Below are 20,918 nucleotides of genomic sequence, written 5' to 3'. Positions count from 1 at the left end.
TTCGTCAGTCTTATCTACAACCTCAAAGCAGTGCTTTGAGAAACCTGTGGCTAGCTTCCTAGTTTACTCTTTGATTTTCATTGAGTATTAAATAGCTAGGTCAAACTTCAACTGTGGCTTAACAGGGTCATAATCCACCAACTCAAAATCTTCTGCTTTAATATCAAAGAAGTTTGTCTTATCTGGTATATTCAAGACCAAACGTGGTTGGCAGTTTGACGGCTCACGACGGAGCAATTCCTGAGCTTGTTCAAATTGATTGTCATAGATATGGAGGTTGTTTATGAAATAGAAGAACTTCCCAACCTTCCAGCCAAAATGCTTGGCAATCATCATTTGAAGAGCTACATACTGCATAGCATTGATGTGGTGAGCCACCAGCATATCATTCGAACGCTGGGTCAAGGTCGCATCCAGATAGATTTCCCCATCTACACGGCGGACATCAAACATGGTCTGAAAGGCGCATGGAAGGAGGCCCTCTGTCTCCTCAAAAGCTTGGTAATCCCAGAGAGAGATAATATTGCGGCGGTTCCAAGGGTTGGCTTCCAACTGTTTGAGAAGCTTATTGATGATGTCGTGTTTCTTAACAACAGCACCATAGCGCTCACCAATAGTTCCTGTATCTCCCACTTCCCAGTCATTCCAGTAGTGAACATTGTACTTGTCATTGAGTACCTCAAGGCTATTTGACTGGTCTTGGTAGATCCAGAGAACTTCTTTGATAGCTGATTTGATTGCAATGGGACGCAAGGTTGTGATGGGGAATTCCCCTTTTGCCAAGTCATACTCTGCAAAGGCACCCGTTATGTACTTGGAGTTGGCAACAGTCCCATCCTTGTACTTGGGACGGGCCTGCTCAGAAAAGACACCGTCTTTGAGGATTCGTTCAATATTTTCTTTAAAAATCGTATCTGCTTTTGTCATTTACTCTCACCTCATTTATTGTCCTAACTAGTATAGCATAAAAAAGAAAAGAGGAACATTACTAACTCTAGGTTAGCACTTTTCCTCTTTTATTATTTTATTGCAATACAAGTGATGCTGCTCCGATAACTCCAGCGTCATTTCCTAGAGTTGCAAGAGCTAATTTAGTAGATGTGCGTACTTGTGGGAAAGTATTTTCATCGTAGACTTTTTGAACACCTTGTAAAAGGAATTCTCCCGCAGCTGACACACCACCACCGATGACGATTGTTGATGGGTTTAGGATTGAACCGATGTTAGCACAAGCGATTCCCAAGTAACGTGAGAAGTTACGGTAAACGATTAAGGCAAGGTCGTCTCCTTCTTTTACAAGGTCAAAGACTGTCTTAGCGGTTACTTCCTCTCCGTTATCAATCAAGCGTTTCAAGGCTGCATCACCTTCGTATTCATCGGCATAACGACGAGTCAAGTTGACAATCCCTGTTGCAGAAGCTACTGTCTCAAGGCAACCTTTCTTACCGCAAGTACATGCGATTGGTTGGTCAAAGTCAACAGTGATGTGACCAAGCTCACCTGCTGCACCAGCTACACCGTGAAGCAATTTGCCTTCTGCGACAATACCACCACCAACACCTGTACCAAGTGTCATAAAGACAACGTCTGGTTGGTTATCACCAGCCCCCATCCAACGCTCACCAAGAGCCGCTACGTTGGCATCATTATCGATGAAAAATGGAATCCCCAAGGCTTTTTCAATCTTTTCTTTGATTGGTTGAAGGGTTTTCCAGTTCAAGTTGTAGGCACCAATCACAGTCCCTTTTTCACGGTCAACCACACCTGGTGACCCCATTCCAATTCCTTGGAAGTCTGCTGCTACCAATCCAAGCAAGTCCAAACGATGTTGAATAGATTCAATCATATCATCAACAATATGACTCCCCTCATCCAAAATATTGGTCTTGATAGACCACTTTTCTTGGATCTCTCCTGCTGTTGTCAAGATTGCAAATTTGATAGAAGTTCCACCAAGGTCAATCCCAATAATCTTTTGACTCATCATATTCTCCTTTTTCATTATGCAGTAATTGAAAATGCTTACAGTTATAGTATAACAAATTTCACTCATTTATGCAAAGGTTTGCATTGTTTTTATGAGTAATTTTACTGAAGATAGTCTCCACCATCAAAGCCATAGTATTCCTCTAGTGTCAAACCACTTGCAGCAATGTCTTTTGCTTCTTTTCCAATGTAACGTAAATGCCATTCCTCATGCATGTAACCTGTGACACTCTCTTTCCCACGGGGATAGCGAACAACAAAGCCATAGTCTGGTGCATGATCCAATAACCATTGAGCCGCACCCGCATCTTCAACTAATTGACCATCTGTGCCAATCACATCAAAAGCAAGTCCTGTCTGATGTTCACTATATCCAGGACGGGCGGAATAACGATCCGCAGCAGCCTGTCCCTCTTGGTTCACATAACTTTGATACAATTGTGCTTGAGTTGCATAACTTCTAAATCCACTATAATTATCGCTAATAGCGTATCCTTCTTCTTTCATTTGTGCAATCAGTTTTAAAAAGGCTGCTTTTGCAGTAGCATTTTCACCAGGATAGTAGTCTTTTGACATTGGATAGTGTTTGTTGGCAACGACAATTTCATCATACTTCCCTTGAAGGCTATAGTAAGAACCTTTATTAGTTACTTTTGAATTGGCTTTCCACAAACCAGTGGTATCTACATAATAACGTCCACCATCAACCCATTCATTGACAGCCATTTTACCATCTGATTTCAGATAGTAATTTCCTTGCCATGTACTATAAGCATAAGAGCCATCTGATTTCAAATAATACCAAGCTTGATAAGAATCATCATAAATCCATTCGCTCTGTGCCATTTTACCATCTGATTTCAGATAGTAATTTCCTTGCCATGTACTATAAGTATACGAACCATCTGATTTCAAGTAATACCAAGCTTGATAAGAATCATCATAAATCCATTCACCTTTAGCCATTTTACCGTTTGATTTCAAATAGTAATTTCCTTGCCATGTACTATAAGCATAAGAGCCATCTGATTTCAAATAATACCAAGCTTGATAGTAAGAATCATAAATCCATTCGCTCTGTGCCATCTTACCATCAGATTTCAGGTAATAGCTTCCCTGCCAAGCATTTTTCACTGGATTTCCATTTCCATCAAAGTAGTACCAAGCACCGTCCTGCTTAACCCATCCACTTGTTGTTGCTGAACTTGTGTTGCTTTGAGCCGTAGTTGCTTGTTTTGCTTTGAAAGCACCCTTAGGAGCATTCTTCAATTCGCAAGCCACACCATCATGATCTCGGTCTAACTTGGCAGAATAACCAGGTTCTCCCTCGTGAATATCCGAATAGCCATTCGCCCAAGCTTCCTGACAGCTAGAAAAATGAATGTCTTCTTCTGCTAACACAGGCTGTGAAAACAAGGCTAAAATTGGCAAGGTAGCCAGACTCATTTTTAAAAAGAGACGTTTATTCATTTCTTTCTCCCATAACGATGATATCGATTTCATGTTTATTTTATCAGATTTATTTCTTCAATTCAAGAAAACTTCTGGTTATTTCTGCAAACTCTTTTGGTTTAGCTCTATTCAGAACATGAGGGCCATCAGGAATGATCTGAAACTGCGAATCTTTCAATAATAAATGAAGATCTTTCATAGAACTAAGATTCGGTTTATCTTTGCTACCACAAATTAGTAAGGTTGGATAAGGACAATGCCTTGCAATCTCTCTTAAATCAAGTGTCTTCAATTCCTCAGAAACTCCAACCATAAGAGTTTTGTCTGCTCCCTGTTTCTCAAATATCCTTTTTGGGAGTAGTTTAAATATCAGTGTTTGAAAATAAAAAGGAATATTACCTGCTAGTTTCAATGGACAACCTGACAAAACCAAAGCCTGAAGGGTTGGTATCTCAGAACTTGAAAGCTCCAATGCAAGGACAGCCCCTAAGGACAAACCGATTAGGACAAAAGGTTCTGTCTCTTGAACTAGATGCTGATAAACTCGTTCCTTGGCTTGTTGATAGTTGCTAACTCCAGAAGGAAACAACTCGATAGCCTCAGAAGGATAATCTGTCAGTAGATTCTGAACTTCTTTCCAACTCTCCGCTGACTGGCCTAGTCCATGTAAAAATATCAGTTTCATCTAGTTCTCCTGTAAGATTAACTCATACAAGCCTCGCACTGCGTTACAGCCGTAAATAGCTTCAGCTTTGTCTAAATCTGCCAAGGTCAAGACTTTCTCTTCTACCTGTCCTGTTTCCAGCAAATGCTGACGGTAAATTCCTGGTAAAATTCCCAGTCGAATAGGCGGTGTGTAGAGTTTTCCAGCGATTTTCAGAACCAAATTTCCAATAGAGGTTTCAAGTAGCTCTCCAGACTTATTGTGGTAAATCTTCTCTTGTTCCCCTAGGCTCAAATGCGGTCGGTGGCTTGTTTTAAAATAGGTAAATGCTTGTTGCAAATTGGCTTCCTGCAGGCAGAGTTGGGCATGGCAGAAGGTTGGACTGAGGGGTGTTAATACTTGACGATCGACCTCTATCTTTCCAGACTTGCTAAGGCTAATTCGCAAGCGGTAATCTTGATCAATGTCACAATCCTGACACTCTTCCTCAATCTTGTGTCTCAAGTCTTCTGAATCCAAAGGAAAGGCAAAATAGCGACTAGCTTTTTGGAGTCTTTCCAAATGTTGTTCTTCAAACAGCAAGTTCTTCTGGCTGATTTTCCCAGTAGTAATCAGCTGAAAACGAGCTTGTTTACGATAGAGAACTGCTGCCTTTTGATGAACCTCTCGGTATTCAGATTCCCATGTGCTATCCCATGTAATCCCTCCGCCAACTCCATAAATGGCTTGACCTTTGTGAAGTTGAATGGTACGAATGGCCACATTAAAAATCCGTCGTCCATTTGGAAGCAAGAGACCAATCGTTCCACAGTAGACTCCACGCGGTTGTGGTTCTAAGTCCTTTATAATCTCCATAGTCGCAATTTTCGGAGCTCCTGTGATGGATCCACAAGGAAAGAGAGAGCGAAAAATGGAAACCAAGTCCACATCTGGTCGCAACCGACTCTTGATGGTCGAAGTCATCTGCCAGACAGTCGAATACTGCTCCACTTGACACAGACGCTCCACATGCTCACTTCCCACTTCAGAAATACGGTTCATATCGTTGCGCAAGAGGTCCACAATCATCATATTTTCAGAGCGATTTTTAGAATCCTGCTCCAACCAGCTAGCCTGTTCAAGATCTTCTTGGTCAGTCATGCCACGCTGAGTCGTTCCCTTCATTGGTCGCGTTGTCAACTCGCGGCCATTCTGCTCAAAAAAGAGCTCTGGGCTCATGGAAATCACTGCCATCTCGTCATGTTCAACATAAGCATTGTAACCCGCCTCCTGCTCTACCACCATACGATTGTAGATGGCAAAAGGATTGGCACTTAATTTTTGCTTGAGTTGGACTGTGTAGTTGACCTGATAGGTGTCTCCCTGGCGCAAATGATGGTGAATCTGTGCAATAGCCTTTTCATAGTCTGCTGCAGACGTTACTTCCTGCCAGTTTGAAGGCAAATCAACCTCGTCATAAATCAGAGAAATAGGGGATGTTTCTACCCTATCATGAACTGTAAAATATAGCAGATACTCTGCCAGTAAAGGAGCTTTATGAACTGCTAATTTCTCCTCAAAAGCAGGTGCAGCCTCATAGCTGACATAGCCCACCACATAGTAGCCCTGCTCTTGGTAGCTTTCCACTTGTGCCAGCAAATCTGCCACTTCTGCTACATTTCTCGTTTTCAACTCTTTAATAGGCTGGGTAAAGGTGTATCTCTCCCCCAAAGCCCTAAAATCAATCACTGTTTTTCTATGCATACCTTAAGTATAGCATAAAAAGGCAGATACAGCCAAGCTGATCCACCTTTGTAATGATTTTGTTAGCACTATGCCTGTGATTCATTGAAGAGATTCCCAGAGAAACCGTCGGATTTGTACAAGAGTTGTTTGAAGACTTTCTCTTTCAAGCCTACAGTATTTCTATATTTACGCTCTACTTTAGAATCGTTCAATTCAGCTAAATCTTTTTCAACAGCAGTACTGAATAGAGTCTTCAATCTGTCATAACTTGTAATCGTTTCACCATTAATTTCAATGGCAGTGAATCCATTATTAGCTTTATCTTTAATTTCTTGGAACCAATGTTGCTTCCAATCCTCAAGTGTGTTGTATACATTTTTAGATACTTTCTTAATAATAAATTTATCACTTAAATTGTTTTCACCATCCTTTTTCGCTTCACCTTTATATTTATTGGAAACATATCCAATAAATCCATTTTCATATCCGAAGTAACCCCACATACGGAAAGCATTGTGTTTGAATGATAGGGCTCCCGGAGCACCATCACTAGTATTACCACCGTAGATACCGGTCATCATATTAACGTTAACGTATGCAGATCTAAAATCTTCAGGACGATACACCCCGTTACCTGGAGCACCATGTTTTGTAATAAAGTTATTGTTAACTAAATCATTAATATTATTCAACTCAAGTGCTTTTTCTTGTTCGCTTAAGTCACGCACTTCATCCCATTGGTTAGGTCCAACTAGATGTTTATTATCACCATCAGTATGACGCATTTTCTTATCAACTTTCTTAAACCATTTACTATTATCACCATTAAGTTTCCCAATAACTGCATCAGCTTCAAGATAATCTAACATCATCAGTGCCTCATTATAGTTCTTCATATAGTGGTCAATTTCTTTACGTGATTTAAGATTATTAGGGTTATAATTATACCATTGATTTCCATCGTTTTCACGTTCAAAAGCCATATTTAGTCCTAAAGCACCATACTCACCTTGGTGACCTTGAGTAGCAGGTGATTGAAGCATACCTTGTGCGAAGGCTTCTAAGAATGTACCTTCTCGGTGTGTGTACCCTCCATAATAAACTACGCGGTCATTTATGTGAGTAGTTTCATGTGTAAATGCTGAGGATCCATACTCGCTAATCATATCAGACATAACAAATACAACTTTTGCACGATTATCATTCTTATCATCATAATAAGTTGCATAGGCTCCGGCAACAGCCCCATTAGGACCGTAATGCTCACCTACAGGGCCATAAAGTTCACGGGTTGGAGCATAAATACCTTTACCATCTTCAAACTTACCATATTTATCCATCCATTTACCCCAATCATGTCCCCAAACTTGGTATCCTTCCCAAACAGGAGTAACAATCTCTTTTGCCAATAAATTCTTAACATTCTCATTTGCAAGTCGGTACCAGAAATCAAGATAGTTAAGATGCCTATTTGCCGCCAAATCAATTTTATCTTTGAAATTTCCAAGTGTCGTATTGTATTTATTAGCTGTACCAAATGAAATTGTGTTATACGTAGAAATCAGGAATGCTTGTGTTTGCTTTAGATTTAAAAGTGGAAGAATCATCTTCTGATGATATCCTTTGGATAGATTATCAAATGCTCTATATTTAGCATTTTTAAGACCTTCTTCACGAGATTGTTTTTCAACAACGTATACTTTACCTTCAGTCGCATGAATAAACCAATCATTTATATTTTTATCTGAAGTTAAAAGTTCCATATTGTATTTTAAGAAGTCAATTAAGTTACCCGAGCGAGTAGAAGCACTCAAAACTTCACGGAATGCATCATGTGTACGATGACCTTTAAGATTGTTCTCTTTAGAGCCAATTTCAATCAATCGATCTAATACATCTATATTTTTACCATAGAAATCTGGTTTGAATAACATTAATTCTTTAATATTTACTTCTCCAAATTTTACTCCGTAATAACGATTTAGATACGTTAATCCAAGAATTAAAGCGGCTTTATTCTTTTCAACTTTATCTAAAATCATTTGTTGTGCTACTAGTGAATCATTTAATTGATGATTTTCGTTTTGAACTAACTTAGTCACTAGTTCTGTTAAGTTATTCTTCACATAATCAAAGCTTTCTTCTAAGTAAAGATTTTTCACCGCATCAAATCTTCCTGCTCCCGGTCGGTTAAAGTGTTTATAAATAACATCTGATTGTAATTCAATCGGACTTAATTTTGAAACAATTCCATTCACTAAACCATCATAATTTTTTTGAACAATATTTAATGTATATTTAACTCCTAAATCTGTTACAGTGTATTCTTTAACATTACTTAATCCTTCTGTACTGCCAGATAGATTTAAGTATTCTTTTGTTCCATCCGCATAGTGAATCATAATTTTATTCACTTCTTCTAAATTTGTAACGAATTCTGTATCATGCATTGGTGTTACAGAAAGAACTTCTTTCGTATTTAAGTTATGTGCTTTATCCAATTTATTAGCTTGATGTACAATATATTCTTTATTATAGAATGGTTGTAATTTTTCAAAATTCTTATATGCTAATTTATATTCATCGTTATAATCTTGGATTTGATCATAAGCAGAATTTTGAGACACTGTTGCGTTTAATGTAGCCACTAGTGATTTTTCGCTTTCAAAAGTATTAGCAGTAATATTATAGCTAGCTACTTTTTCATCAGCTTCTTCTTTTGTTAATTTAATTTGTTTATTAGGATATTTAGTGTATGACTTTTTACCTTCACTATATCCAGCTACACTGTATAATTTATCAATTTGTGGATGTGCATAATCATCATCAATATCATTTGAACCAAATAACATTTCTGCATTTTTCACTTTTACATAACTAACATTATCTTTTACTGTACCAAAAGGCCATGTCTTACTTGCAAACGCTCCAGTTTGTACTGGCGTAACTACATTAATCATTCCTTTGGCAACAGATTTGGTCAAGTTTCCTTTAGTTCCAGTTAAATAATCGCCTACCATTCCGTATTCAACATATGGAATTAATGAGCTTGCTCGTACGTTATTACCTGTTAATATTGCATCTACATAAGTTCTTGTTACAATACCTCGATAGTTTTTATCGGCAATACCACCTAATGCTGAACCATTTTCACTTGTAGAATGTAGTTTACCAATAAAGGCAACATTTTCAATGCGAGTTCCCTCGTTCATATAATTAACAACACCTGCTACATTATTACGTCCAATAACAGAACCTGTAATTTTCACATCTTCAATGACAGAAGTTCCATTCATTGTATTGGCTATTGTAGCAACACCATCATCATTTTTACGATCGATATCTACATCTTCAAAATTAATATTTTTTATAGTAGCATTCTTAATAACATTGAATAAAGGTCGTTCTAACTCTGTAATAGCATAACGTTTTCCGTCTTCACTTAATAATTTTCCTGTAAATTCACTCGTGATATACGATTTTCCATTCGCAGATGCATTTCTAGCACTCATACTTTGACCTAATCGGTATTCTCCTGCTGGATTTTTTTGCATTGCTGAAACTAAATCTTCAAAATCATAATAAACATTTCCGTTAGCTGCAACTGATTTTTCAATGTAATGAGTATATTCAGATTCAAATGTTTGATCTTTTTGACGCCCAACTAAATTATCTGCTGTTGCAGTTACTTTATACATTTGTTTTCCATCAACGGTTACTTCTTCAATATTTTTCACTGCTAATAATGTTGATTTTTGATCATGTGAAGTGACTTTTAAGTAGTATTTACTCTTATCCTCTGGGATTGATTTTAATCTAGATTCATTCGTTTCTGTTTCTTGATCATATTTAATTAAATCAGTTCTTCGAATATCTTTGATTTCAACTTTTTTAAGGTCTAACTGAATTTGTTTATCTTCTAATTTCTCAGTTTCTTCGCCTTCTCCACGATCATAAACCATTGTAGTAGATAGGGTGTAACCTTGATAATATTTCAATTTATCTAAAGTAGCGTTTAATTTATTTTCTTCTACCGTTACTTCTTTAACAAGTTGTCCATCTTTATCTTTTAATGCTAATTTGATTGATTTGATTTCTACTCCAGCTGGTTTTGTCAACGTATAACTAGCTGTCGCACTCTTCTTCAAGACATCTTTATCTGTTGTATTCCATTGTAATGTTGGTTTTTCTAACCCTTTTGTACCATTCTTAATAATTTTATCTTGAGGTTGTAAGATAATTTTTTCTTCTACTGTTGGAGCATCTTTTGTTTTTTCTCCACGAATCGTTTTATACGTCTTGGTAATTTGTTTCTTGCCGTTTACACCTTCTTGAGCAACTTCTTCTGTCCCACGTTTTAAAGTATCATCTTCTTGCGTTTTTGTTTTAAAAGGAATCTCTACTTCTTCAGTTTCATCTACTGTTCCTTCAACTGGTTTTGTTCCTTTTTTAACAACTTTCGGAACAGCAGGAGTTTTTACTTCTGTAGTTGTAGAAAGAACTTTATCTGTCTCTACACCTTCCACTGTTTCGTAAGTTGTTTTCGTAAGTTGAACTCCTTTAGACCCTTGACGTTCAACAACTTCTTCATCTACATATTTTGTGTCATCCGGAACTACTTCTGTTGTGAAATCTAATTCACTTTCGGTAGACTTCTCAACTGTACCTGTTGTTACTTTATATTCTGGGTTTACTTCTTGTACTGGTGCTTGACCTTCTTTGCCTTCTTCTTGCGTACCTTTAGCTGTTTTGGTCTCCTCTGTTGGTTCTACAGTTTCTTCAGCCTTGGTCTCTGGAGAGACTTCTACTGGTTTCGGGGTTTCTTCCGAAACCTTCTCTTCCTCAGAAGCTTCTGGTTGCTTTTCTGGAGAGACTGGTGCCTTTTCGTCTTCACTTGGCGCGACTGGTTCACCTGCTTGTTCAACTTTTGGTTCCGTTTGTTTTTCTACAGCAGGCATTTCCACTTTTGGTTCTTCAACAGGTTGATTAGCAGCCTCCTCTTTTGATTCTACTACTGCTGGCTGTGCATCTTCTTGTTTCGGTGTCTCTTCCGATACCTTATCCTCTTTAGGATCTTCTTGTTGTGATGAATCTTTTGGTATCCTTGGTTGCTCCGGTTGTGTAGGTTGCACGGGTTGTTCTGGGACTTTTGCTTGTTCTACTGGTGGTTCAACTTTTGATTCCTCAGCTGGTTTGTCTGATGGTTGACTTTCTGGCTTAACTGCTACTTTTTCCTCTGGTTTTGACTCAACTTTTCCACCTACTTCTTCAACTGGAGCTGGTTCTGCTGAATCTTCTTTTTCATCTTTTCCTTTAGGGAGGGGCTCGTCAGTAGGTTTTACCTCCGATTTTGGTTCTTCCTTTGGACTTTCTTCTGTTTTAGGTGCTTCTTCTTTTGGAGCTTCCTCTGTCTCTACTGCTTGGTTTTCTGGATTAGCTTGCTCCTGATTTGTTGTTACTTGGGGATTCTCAACTTCGACTACAGTCACCTCTCCAGGTTTAGCTGAGTCTTCTTCTAAAACAGTGTCCAAGCCAAGCGTTTTGAGGATGTCACCTGATAGATAACCAACATAGCGATAACCCTCCATTTCAACAACACCCTCTCGACTAGCTGGTGCTAGGGTCGCAACTGGGTCTACAGCTCCTGCACTAGGAAGGACTACCAATCCCATAGCTCCAACTAGAAAGACGCTGGCAATTTTCTTTCTCTTGTAGATTAAAAGTAAGCTCCCAACAGTCAGCAAACCAAAAGCTGTCAAAACAGATGCTTCTGTCCCTGTTTGTGGCAGCTGGTCTTTTTGATATACCAAACCATAGACAACTTCATTTCCATCAGGCTTTCCTGTCTGGATTAAATCTTTAGCTTCTTGTGAAATAACCTCTTTATCTACATAGTGATAGGTGGCTGCGTCCACTACAGAAGGAGCCATCAAAAGGCTTCCAAGAAATACAGAACCTACAACTCCCTTAATCTTACGAATTGAAAAACGGTCTTTTTTAAACACTTTCATCTCCTTTATTCATTCTCACGACTTTCTGATAGAATCTTGCGGATAGTGCGCACGCGCACCTCCGATTAATTTTGGACGACTAGCTAGAGCCGTTACGTGGGCATGCCCAATCTCTCTCAAAAGAGGGCGAATCGGAACCTGAACATGCTTGACATGCATGCCAATTGCAGTGTCTCCGATATCCAATCCAGCATGAGCCTTGATAAATTCAACCTCAACTGGATCTTGCATAAACTTGAAGGCTGCCAATTGACCCGAACCTCCTGCATGAAGAGTCGGAAGGACACTGACGATTTCCAGGCCAAACTGCTCTGCCACCTGACGTTCAACGACGAGGGCTCGATTAACATGTTCACAACCTTGAACGGCTAAATGGATACCTCTACTACCTAGAATACCCAAGATAGTCCCCACTATCAGCTCACCAATCTCTTGACTGGATTCTTTCCCAATCTGACCACCTAGCACCTCACTAGAAGATAGACCTAAAACAAAAAGGGCCCCCTGCTTCAAATTGGCCTTTTCCAATACATCTTCTACAATCTGGCTTGTCTCTCTTTGAATGTCTTTTTCCTTCATACTTGATACCTCTTTTATCACTATCTATCATATCGTTTTTTCTTGTTTTTAGCAAGATAGACAACCTGAAAATCTTACTCCAACCTGCATAAAACTCCCAGAATTGACTGGGAGTTAGTTAGGTTCTATTCTATTTATGTATATTTCAACTGTCGTACCCTTTAAAGGGGCAGAATCGATCTTCATCTGGTAATCTTCTCCAAAATGAAGTTTGAGCCGTTGGTCAATATTTTTAAGACCAACTCCCCCACGTTTGAGTTGACTTTGACTACTATCGCCAGCAACTTGGAAGCCAACGCCATCATCCTCAATGCGGATGACCAAGCCCGAATCCTGTTTCTGGACAGAAACTCTAATATGTCCCTGACCTTCCTTTTCCTTAATGCCATGGTAAAGAGCATTTTCTACCAAGGGTTGTAACACTAACTTGGGCAAGACTAGATGATCAAAGGCAGGATTTTCAGCAATTTCGTATTCCAGCTTATCTCCATAGCGTTGTTTCTGGATAAAGAGATACTGGCGGACATGGTTGATTTCGTCAGACAGGCAAATCAAATCCTTGCCTTGATTGAGCGCCAAGCGGAAATAGGTTGCCAAGGACTTGGTCACCTGAACCACGCGCTGACTATCCTGAAATTCAGCCATCCAGATGATGGTATCCAAGGTGTTATAGAGGAAATGCGGATTAATCTGGCTCGATAGGGCTTGAAGTTGGTACTGACGGGTCGTTTCTTCCTGCCTGCGAATATCTACCATCAACTGATCAATCTGATCCAGCATGGCATTGAACTGACGAGTCACTTCTCTCAGTTCATAAGCACCAGCTTCCTTGGCACGAAGATTCTGACCACCAGAAACAATTTCCAGCATGGTTTCTCTCAAATCCTTCAGAGGAGCAATCCAGCGTTTAAGACTGAACCACACCAAGCAGAGACAGGCAAGAAGAGATGTGACACTAGCACCAAGCAAGGTCCACATGAGTTGATTCCGAAGCTGGTCTAACTTCTCCAACGAAGACACACCAAGCACCGTCCAATCAGTTCCAGCAATCTTTTCTTGACTGACATAGGATCGGTGGTCTGGAGTGTAACCCTGCCCTGTCTCAATATAGGGTTTCATGGCCTCCATTTCGCTAGACGAACTATAAACTGTATGTTGAGGATGATAAACAAATTCATGGTTTTCATTGATAATAAAGGCAAAGCCCTGCTGACCCAACTGAAGCCGGTTAAGATAGGCTTCCAGAGTTTCGTAGGAAATATCCAAACGAAGCACGCCAAGATTGGCTCCCTTTGAATCAAGAAGTTCTTGAGTGACAGAAATGACCCACTGACTATCTGATTTACGAGCTGGAGTCAAAACGGGCATGGCTCCCTGATGAATGGCCTTTTGGTACCAATCCTCAGCCATCATATCAGAGGAGGTTTTCATCTGCACACTATCATCTGTAGAAATGACCTGACCGGATTTGGTCACCAGCACAACAGTTTTCAAGTCCTGATCTGCCTTTAAGATGGTCAAAAACAGATCTCGAATTCCCTTGATCTTGTCTTGACTGGGATTCTCAGCATAGGCCAGAACATCTGTCTGCTGGGTCAAACTAGTCGAGGTGGTTTCTAATTTTTTGATATAAGACTGGATAAAGTGGCTAGTTTGGCTGATAGTCGTCTGGCTATTGCCCTCAATGGTAGCTTCAATGGCTGATGAACTAGATTGATAATAGAAAGTCCCGACCAGAGCTAGGAGAATGAGAAAGACCAGAAAGATGGAAATAACCATTCTGACTAGGAGAGAAGAACGCTTCATCGACCTTCCCCCTTCTTAAACTGACGAGGTGTCACACCCGCAACTTGTTTAAAACGTTGGGTAAAATAGTTCATATCTTCAAAGCCAACCTTCTCTGCGATCTCATAAATCTTTAAATCTGTAGTTAAAAGTAAAAGCTTAGCTTGTTTGACACGTTCTCTCACCAGATAATCCTGAAAAGGCAGGCCCAACTCTTTCTTAATCAAAGAACTCAGATAAGTCGGACTAAAGCCCAAGTCATTGGCTAAAGACTTTAAACTAAATTGGCTATCAGCCAGATGGGACTGGATTTTCTGGGCCATATTTCCCTCAAACTTATCAGTCAATAGATCTTGTAATTGCTCTTCCTTTTCTTCCTTATCCAACTTTTGCTTGATTTTCCCCAACATTTCCTCAATATCCTGACGAGAAAAGGGCTTGAGCAGGTAGTCATCCACACCGAGTTTGACAGCAGACAAGGCATAATCAAAATCATCGTAACCTGTCAAAAAAACCAGATGAACCTGAGGATAAGTTTCTCGGACCAGACTGGCCAACTGGATACCATTTAGCTGAGGCATGTTGATATCGGTTAAAATGATATCTGGCACCTGCTTTTGTATCAATTCCCAAGCCTGCTTTCCATTTTCAGCCTGACCGATGATTTCCATATCGTAGGCTGCTACATTGACCAGTTTGGTCAAGCCTTGTCTTACCAGATATTCATCTTCTACGATTAAAATTGTGTAGGTCATGCTCAGCTCCTTTGTCACTTACTAGTATCAGTATAGCAAAATTCTCCTCTAACTGCTTAGGAAAGCCCTCTTAATCGACATAATCTAGTAAATAAGCATAGCCTTTTTCTTCCATTTGGTCTTTGGGAATAAATCGAATAGAGAGACTATTGATACAGTAGCGCAAGCCACCCTTGTCCTGAGGACCGTCCGTAAAGACATGGCCCAGATGAGAATCTCCCACTCGGCTCCGCACTTCCATGCGTGTCATATTGTAAGACTTATCTTCCTTGTAGGTGGCGACATCTGGACTGATGGGTTGGGTGAAACTAGGCCAGCCACAACCAGACTCAAACTTATCCTTTGATGAAAAAAGAGGTTCGCCAGTTGCCACATCCACATAGATACCGGATTCAAATTTATCCCAATAGCGATTTGAAAAAGCTCGTTCTGTTTGATTTTTCTGGGTGACTGCATACTCCTCAGGTGACAGGGTCTTTTTCAATTCCTCATCACTTGGTTTTGGATATTTGCTGGCATCGATGACAGGATAGGCCGCCTGATTGACATTGATATGGCAGTAGCCATTTGGATTTTTCTTGAGATAGTCTTGGTGGTAATCCTCAGCCACTACAAAATTCTTCAAGTTCTCCTTTTCAACTGCTAGAGGTTGGTCGTATTTCTTAGCCACCTCATCAAAGACTTGGTTGATTACTTCCAAATCCTTGTCATCTGTGTAATAAACACCAGTACGGTACTGGGTTCCCACATCATTTCCTTGTTTATTTTTGCTGGTTGGATTGATAATGCGGAAATAATGAAGCAGAATTTCCTTGAGGGAAATTTGATTGGCGTCGTAAGTGACATGGACGGTTTCCGCATGTCCTGTTTGGTTAATCAATTCGTACTTGGTTGTTTCCCCTCTACCATTTGCATAGCCTGATACGGCATCTGTCACACCAGGAACGCGAGAAAAATACTCCTCAACTCCCCAGAAACATCCACCAGCTAGATAAATTTCGTGCAAGTCTGCATCTTTACTCACTTCTGTTTTTTTCACTGTTTTTCCTCCTTGGCTAACTGATGCTTTCTCAATTTGCGAGCTATCTGTCTGCCCTGCATTTCGCATCAATAGAAAATAGAAACCGGTTATGGCTAGGAAAAAGATTCCTGCCAAGACAAACAATTTTACTTTATCATTCATGACCTTTCTCTACCCCATTTCTTTCAATGTTTTTAAAATCATATCCTTATCCATAAAACCAGGTTGCGTTTTGACTAGCTTACCTTCCTTGTCTATAAAGGCTTGAGTTGGATAAGAACGAACACCATAAGTTTCCAAAAGTTTACCTGATGGGTCAATTAGAACTGGGAAATTTTTATAATCCAAGCCCTTGTACCAGTTCTTAAAGTCTGATTCTGCTTGTTCCCCCTTATGTCCAGGAGACACCACTGTCAAGACCACATAGTCGTCTCCAGCATCTTTAGCAATTTCATCCGTGTCAGGAAGACTAGCTAGACAGATGGAACACCAAGAAGCCCAGAATTTGAGATAGACTTTCTTGCCCTTGTAATCAGACAAGCGATATGTCTTGCCGTCTACTCCCGTTAGTTCAAAATCAGCAACCGCCTGACCTTTAGTCGCAGTTTGCGCACTGACTTGTTCTGTTTTTGTTTGCTCCTTCATGGTAGATTCGTCTGACATATTTTTAGCCGAACAGGCTGCCAAGCAACAAATTGAGCCTACTCCAAGGAGACATGTTTGCCATTTTTTCATTTCTTATTCCTCTCTATTCAAATAATCTTGTTAAAATAGAAGCATTTCCCAAAAGCACCAAGATTCCCATCACGATAATGAGGAGACCACCTACTTTTTTGAGGGTTCCAAGGTAGGGATGAAGTTTTCGGAAATGTTTCAAAACATAGCTGGAGGCAAGAGCTAGAACCAAGAATGGTAGTGCCAAACCCAGCGTGTAAACCAACATGAGACCAGCTCCCTGCCAAGCACCTGAGCCACCTGAAGCCGCCAAGGCTAAAACAGAGCCCAGAACCGGTCCCACACATGGCGTCCAAGCAAAACTAAAGGTCAAGCCCAGTAAAAATGCCTGACTATATTCCTTACCCTTTTGCCCTTGTCTATTTAATTGTAACCTTCTTTCCTTGTAAAGTCCTTTCAAATGTAAGACTTCCATCTGGTGCAAGCCCAAGAGAATGATAACCGCACCCGTCACATACTGAAACCAAGAAGCATACAGCAAATTGCCTAAAAAACCAGCACCATATCCCAGTAAGATAAAGATAAAAGAAATCCCTGCTATAAATGCGAGAGTTCGCAATAGACTAACGACTGAGATTGAAAATTTTCCGCTAGAAGCCTGAGCACCATCTTTATCATCCAACAAGACCCCTGCATAGACTGGTAACAAGGGTAAGATACAAGGAGAAAAGAAGGAAAGAATTCCAGCAAGAAAAACACTGATAAAAAAGATTACATTGTCCATTGCCTTCCTCCATTCTTTGATTTGATAAGTCTATTATAATTCCCAACTCTAAGAAAAAACAGGGACAATGATAGGGAAAAATAGGAATTTAATCAGTTTATTCAGAAATTTTGCACAAAAAAAGCCAGACAATGTCTGACTTTGATAGAAACAGAAAAGAAATCACCTGTCTTCCCTACTTATCTGGTAATAAATAAGGTCCGCAACGTAGTCTTTTCTCTCCACACCATTGGCAATGGTTTTTAAATAGGACATTCCAGCCTTCTCCATCACACGTCCTGAAGCTGGATTAAGACTGGCGTAACGAGCTCTGACCTTTTGAAATCCTGCTTGGGTAAAACAAAAGTCTAAGACAGCTTTCAAGGCCTCCGTCATCATACCTCGGCCCCAATAATCTTTTCCTAAAACATACCCAATCTCACAGCTAGAGTCAATCTCATCCATTTCAACGATGCTGATATCTCCTATCACTTGCTCAGGATTCTCTTTGAGACAAATGGCCCATTTGTAATAGTTGGGATTGGTATAGGATGCAACCCAATTTCGAATCGAGTTCCGAGTCACTTCAACATCAGGATGAGGATCCCAGGTGACATAGGTCAGGTTCTCAGGAGACGAAGCCCAATTTTGAAACATGGCTTCCGCATCACTCTCCACAAATCTTCTCAAGATTAAACGTTCCGTCTCTAACATTTGCGTACCGATTGCTTTCATAATGTTACCTCGCTTTCTAATAGATAATTCTCTGCCCAATCTCCATTGAAACTTGTTTTGCTTTTGAATCTCAAGGTAATACGCTAAAAAGGTCCCCCGGACATTCCTCGCTTACCTGTTTCCATGCTCGGGGTAAAAAGACTAAACTCAGTAACAACTAAAAAACAAGTTTTTCATCTAGTTCCTTGACGCAGTCGCTGTCTGGTTTGAAATGCGCTCTAGCAAGCTTTTTCAAACCTAGTCATCGTTGCGGGGGTGAGAAGACGAAATCGAACTCTGTGAGTTACCAGACCTTCTTCGCTTTCTTATTTTTAGACTCGGGGTTCAAGGTCCCCCGGACCTTCTCTCACTTTCTTATTTCAAGGTGAGAGGCTGAAAACCTCCACTGGAGGTTTTCACTCCCAAAAATCATCAAAGACGGTGATGGGTAGGTGGCGTTTGTGTTGGCCTTTATGCCACCAGTTTTCGATAGTTGTTTGGGCTTCTAGGTTGATTGTTTTGCCTTCTAGGTAGTCATCAATCTCTTCATAAGTGACTCCGAGGGCTACTTCGTCAGCTAGGCCTGGTTTGTCTTCTTCTAGGTCTGCTGTTGGGATTTTTTCATAAAGGGCTGGGTCTGCACCAAGTTCCTTCAAAAGTTGTTTTCCTTGGCGTTTATTGAGGCGATAAAGAGGGAGAATATCTGCACCACCATCACCAAACTTGGTAAAGAAACCTGTGATATTTTCCGCAGCATGGTCTGTTCCAATGACCGCTCCGCTATGGGCACCAGCAAGGGCATATTGGGCAATCATACGGCAACGAGCCTTGATATTGCCTTTGTTAAAGTCTGAAACAGAGCTTCCTGTCGCTTCAACTGCAGCTGTCATAGCATCTGCAGACTCCTTGATATTCACCACTAAACTGACATCTGGCTGAATAAAGGCTAGTGCTTTTTGCGCATCTGCTTCATCAGCTTGTACTCCATAAGGCAGGCGGACAGCGATAAATTTGTAGCTATCATCGCCCGTCTCTGCTCGTAGTTCTTCCATAGCTAATTGAGCCAATCGACCTGCTAAGGTTGAATCTTGTCCCCCAGAAATCCCTAGTACAAGTGTCTTTAGGAAGGAATGCTTTTTCAAGTATCTTTTTAAGAAATCAATAGAACGACGGATTTCTTCCTGGGCATCAATCACTGGTTTGACACCCAGTTGCTGAATAATAGTCTCTTGCAAACTCATTCTTCTTCTCCTTCACCAAGAGCTTCCTTGCGCATCTTGTCAATCAAGTCCATCTTGTCTTGCCATACATCACGCGCCAAATCCACTGGATAGTGTTGAGGATTGAGCACACGTTTGTACTCATCCCAAAGCTTGTCAAATTCCTTACGAGCATAAGCCTGAATCTCAGTCAAGCTAGGCAGATTGTAAATCAATTTTCCGTCTTTGAAGATATCCACCAAGAGAGGAACAGCATCAAAATTACGAACCGTCTTCTTGATGTAGGTGTAAGTCGGATGGAACATCTTGATTTCAGTCATGCTGGCAACATCTACGCCATCATAAGTGATATAGTCTCCTTCTGACTTGCCTTTTTCACGACTAGTAATACGCCACACCTGCTTCTTACCTGGCGTCGACACTTTTTCTGCATTATTAGACAGCTTGATGGTATTACGCATATTACCATTTTCATCTTCGATCGCAACAATCTTATAAACCGCCCCAAGAGCTGGTTGGTCATATGCTGTAATCAGCTTAGTACCTACTCCCCAAACATCAATCTTAGCGTGTTGCATTTTGAGGTTAAGGATGGTATTTTCATCAAGGTCATTTGATGCATAAATCTTAGCATCAGTAAATCCTGCCTCGTCCAGTTGTTGACGAACTTTCTTAGAAATATAGGCAATGTCTCCAGAGTCAATGCGGACACCAAGGAAATTAATCTTGTCACCAAGTTCACGCGCAACCTGAATAGCAGCTGGCACACCGATACGAAGGGTGTCATAGGTATCCACAAGAAAGACGCAATTTTTATGGGTCGCAGCGTAAGCCTTGAAAGCCTCATAGTCATTGCCATAAACCTGTACCAAAGCATGGGCATGAGTTCCTAAAACAGGAATGTCAAAGAGTTTACCAGCACGCACATTACTAGTTCCATTAGCGCCACCAATCACCGCTGCGCGTGTTCCCCAGATGGCCGCATCCATTTCTTGCGCACGACGTGTTCCAAACTCCATCAAAGGTTCATCTTCGATGACCGAACGAATACGAGCTGCCTTAGTAGCCACCAAGGTCTGGTAATTAACGATGTTCAAAAGAGCCGTTTCGACCAACTGACATTGAGCTAGAGGGCCTTCCACCTGCACAATCGGTTCATTAGCAAATACCAAGTCCCCTTCTTGGGCAGAACGAACGGTCAACTCCAACTTGAAATTGCGAAGGTAGTCCAAGAATGCCCCATGATAGCCCAGCGACTCCAAATAGGCAATATCGCTATCTGAAAAACGCAAGTCTTCAAGATAATTCACAATTCTTTCCAAACCTGCAAAAACTGCATAGCCATTTTTAAAAGGCTGTTGGCGGAAATAAACCTCAAAGACCGCCTTTTTATTGTGAATCCCTTGATCAAAGTAAACCTGCATCATGTTGATCTGGTACAAGTCCGTGTGCAATGTCAAACTATCATCTGGATACATACTTTTCCTACTTCCTTAACTAGAAATACATGAAAATTTTCAAAAACTTTCATGCATTCCAATAAATTAGTACTATTATATCACATTTTA

At 40.4% G+C, this 20,918-nt stretch carries 14 protein-coding genes and 2 pseudogenes; all 16 read right to left on the bottom strand.

The window, feature by feature from the left end; translation table 11 throughout:
- Positions 1-87 precede the first annotated feature (87 nt).
- The 16 genes and pseudogenes from HT714_RS04870 to HT714_RS04800 all read right to left on the bottom strand — a co-directional run bounded on the left by HT714_RS04870 (position 88) and on the right by HT714_RS04800 (position 20,828).
- On the bottom strand, positions 88-927 hold the full coding sequence (locus HT714_RS04870) for a thymidylate synthase (RefSeq protein ID WP_173225379.1): 840 nt from the start codon (positions 925-927) through the stop codon (positions 88-90).
- A 97-nt stretch (positions 928-1,024) separates the two neighbouring features.
- Complete coding sequence (locus HT714_RS04865) at positions 1,025-1,984, bottom strand: ROK family glucokinase (protein WP_173225382.1); 960 nt, start codon at positions 1,982-1,984, stop codon at positions 1,025-1,027.
- A 104-nt stretch (positions 1,985-2,088) separates the two neighbouring features.
- A pseudogene (gene ldcB / locus HT714_RS09655) lies at positions 2,089-2,643 on the bottom strand (LD-carboxypeptidase LdcB/DacB); the annotation flags it as partial.
- Between the two features lie 6 nt (positions 2,644-2,649).
- Positions 2,650-3,456: pseudogene (locus HT714_RS09650) on the bottom strand (N-acetylmuramoyl-L-alanine amidase family protein); the annotation flags it as partial.
- 49 nt (positions 3,457-3,505) lie between these two features.
- The gene (locus HT714_RS04855) at positions 3,506-4,123 is read right to left on the bottom strand and encodes an alpha/beta hydrolase (protein WP_173225388.1); all 618 of its coding nucleotides are present in this window, start codon (positions 4,121-4,123) and stop codon (positions 3,506-3,508) included.
- A complete protein-coding gene (gene pabB, locus HT714_RS04850; RefSeq protein ID WP_173225391.1) occupies positions 4,124-5,845 on the bottom strand; it encodes an aminodeoxychorismate synthase component I in 1,722 nt (573 codons plus the stop codon).
- Positions 5,846-5,913: 68 nt separating this feature from the next.
- Complete coding sequence (locus tag HT714_RS04845; RefSeq protein WP_173251599.1) at positions 5,914-11,832, bottom strand: ZmpA/ZmpB/ZmpC family metallo-endopeptidase; 5,919 nt, start codon at positions 11,830-11,832, stop codon at positions 5,914-5,916.
- Positions 11,833-11,853: 21 nt separating this feature from the next.
- The gene (locus HT714_RS04840; RefSeq protein WP_173251597.1) at positions 11,854-12,417 is read right to left on the bottom strand and encodes a TIGR01440 family protein; all 564 of its coding nucleotides are present in this window, start codon (positions 12,415-12,417) and stop codon (positions 11,854-11,856) included.
- A gap of 114 nt (positions 12,418-12,531) precedes the next feature.
- Positions 12,532-14,223, bottom strand: coding sequence for a sensor histidine kinase (locus HT714_RS04835; protein WP_173251594.1), 1,692 nt, complete (start codon positions 14,221-14,223; stop codon positions 12,532-12,534).
- Positions 14,220-14,957, bottom strand: coding sequence for a response regulator transcription factor (locus tag HT714_RS04830; protein WP_173251592.1), 738 nt, complete (start codon positions 14,955-14,957; stop codon positions 14,220-14,222). Before HT714_RS04830 ends, HT714_RS04835 begins: the two co-directional genes overlap by 4 nt.
- Positions 14,958-15,027: 70 nt before the next feature.
- Complete coding sequence (gene msrB, locus HT714_RS04825) at positions 15,028-16,140, bottom strand: peptide-methionine (R)-S-oxide reductase MsrB (RefSeq protein WP_173251590.1); 1,113 nt, start codon at positions 16,138-16,140, stop codon at positions 15,028-15,030.
- A 9-nt stretch (positions 16,141-16,149) separates the two neighbouring features.
- Positions 16,150-16,713 (bottom strand): redoxin family protein, encoded by a 564-nt coding sequence (locus HT714_RS04820; RefSeq protein ID WP_000759260.1) that lies wholly within the window; start codon positions 16,711-16,713, stop codon positions 16,150-16,152.
- A 13-nt stretch (positions 16,714-16,726) separates the two neighbouring features.
- Positions 16,727-17,437 (bottom strand): thiol-disulfide oxidoreductase-associated membrane protein CcdA2, encoded by a 711-nt coding sequence (gene ccdA2, locus HT714_RS04815; RefSeq protein ID WP_173251587.1) that lies wholly within the window; start codon positions 17,435-17,437, stop codon positions 16,727-16,729.
- A gap of 162 nt (positions 17,438-17,599) precedes the next feature.
- On the bottom strand, positions 17,600-18,151 hold the full coding sequence (locus HT714_RS04810; protein WP_173251585.1) for a GNAT family N-acetyltransferase: 552 nt from the start codon (positions 18,149-18,151) through the stop codon (positions 17,600-17,602).
- A 395-nt stretch (positions 18,152-18,546) separates the two neighbouring features.
- Positions 18,547-19,371, bottom strand: coding sequence for an ammonia-dependent NAD(+) synthetase (gene nadE / locus HT714_RS04805; RefSeq protein WP_173251583.1), 825 nt, complete (start codon positions 19,369-19,371; stop codon positions 18,547-18,549).
- A complete protein-coding gene (locus HT714_RS04800; protein ID WP_173251575.1) occupies positions 19,368-20,828 on the bottom strand; it encodes a nicotinate phosphoribosyltransferase in 1,461 nt (486 codons plus the stop codon). Before HT714_RS04800 ends, nadE begins: the two co-directional genes overlap by 4 nt.
- Positions 20,829-20,918 lie beyond the last annotated feature (90 nt).

The sequence above is a fragment of the Streptococcus sp. 3705 genome (genome assembly GCF_013277145.1).
Taxonomy (GTDB): domain Bacteria; phylum Bacillota; class Bacilli; order Lactobacillales; family Streptococcaceae; genus Streptococcus.
The sequence above is the reverse complement of the archived record's forward strand: the minus strand, read 5'-3'. Positions and strand labels throughout refer to the sequence as shown.

Coding starts and splice junctions, on each gene's coding strand:
- msrB (WP_173251590.1), bottom strand. CDS start 16,140: ATGAATGATAAAGTAAAATTGTTTGTCTTGGCAGGAATCTTTTTCCTA.
- ccdA2 (WP_173251587.1), bottom strand. CDS start 17,437: ATGGACAATGTAATCTTTTTTATCAGTGTTTTTCTTGCTGGAATTCTT.
- HT714_RS04800 (WP_173251575.1), bottom strand. CDS start 20,828: ATGTATCCAGATGATAGTTTGACATTGCACACGGACTTGTACCAGATC.
- pabB (WP_173225391.1), bottom strand. CDS start 5,845: ATGCATAGAAAAACAGTGATTGATTTTAGGGCTTTGGGGGAGAGATAC.
- HT714_RS04865 (WP_173225382.1), bottom strand. CDS start 1,984: ATGAGTCAAAAGATTATTGGGATTGACCTTGGTGGAACTTCTATCAAA.
- HT714_RS04840 (WP_173251597.1), bottom strand. CDS start 12,417: ATGAAGGAAAAAGACATTCAAAGAGAGACAAGCCAGATTGTAGAAGAT.
- nadE (WP_173251583.1), bottom strand. CDS start 19,371: ATGAGTTTGCAAGAGACTATTATTCAGCAACTGGGTGTCAAACCAGTG.
- HT714_RS04855 (WP_173225388.1), bottom strand. CDS start 4,123: ATGAAACTGATATTTTTACATGGACTAGGCCAGTCAGCGGAGAGTTGG.
- HT714_RS04820 (WP_000759260.1), bottom strand. CDS start 16,713: ATGAAAAAATGGCAAACATGTCTCCTTGGAGTAGGCTCAATTTGTTGC.
- HT714_RS04835 (WP_173251594.1), bottom strand. CDS start 14,223: ATGAAGCGTTCTTCTCTCCTAGTCAGAATGGTTATTTCCATCTTTCTG.
- HT714_RS04810 (WP_173251585.1), bottom strand. CDS start 18,151: ATGAAAGCAATCGGTACGCAAATGTTAGAGACGGAACGTTTAATCTTG.
- HT714_RS04830 (WP_173251592.1), bottom strand. CDS start 14,957: ATGACCTACACAATTTTAATCGTAGAAGATGAATATCTGGTAAGACAA.
- HT714_RS04870 (WP_173225379.1), bottom strand. CDS start 927: ATGACAAAAGCAGATACGATTTTTAAAGAAAATATTGAACGAATCCTC.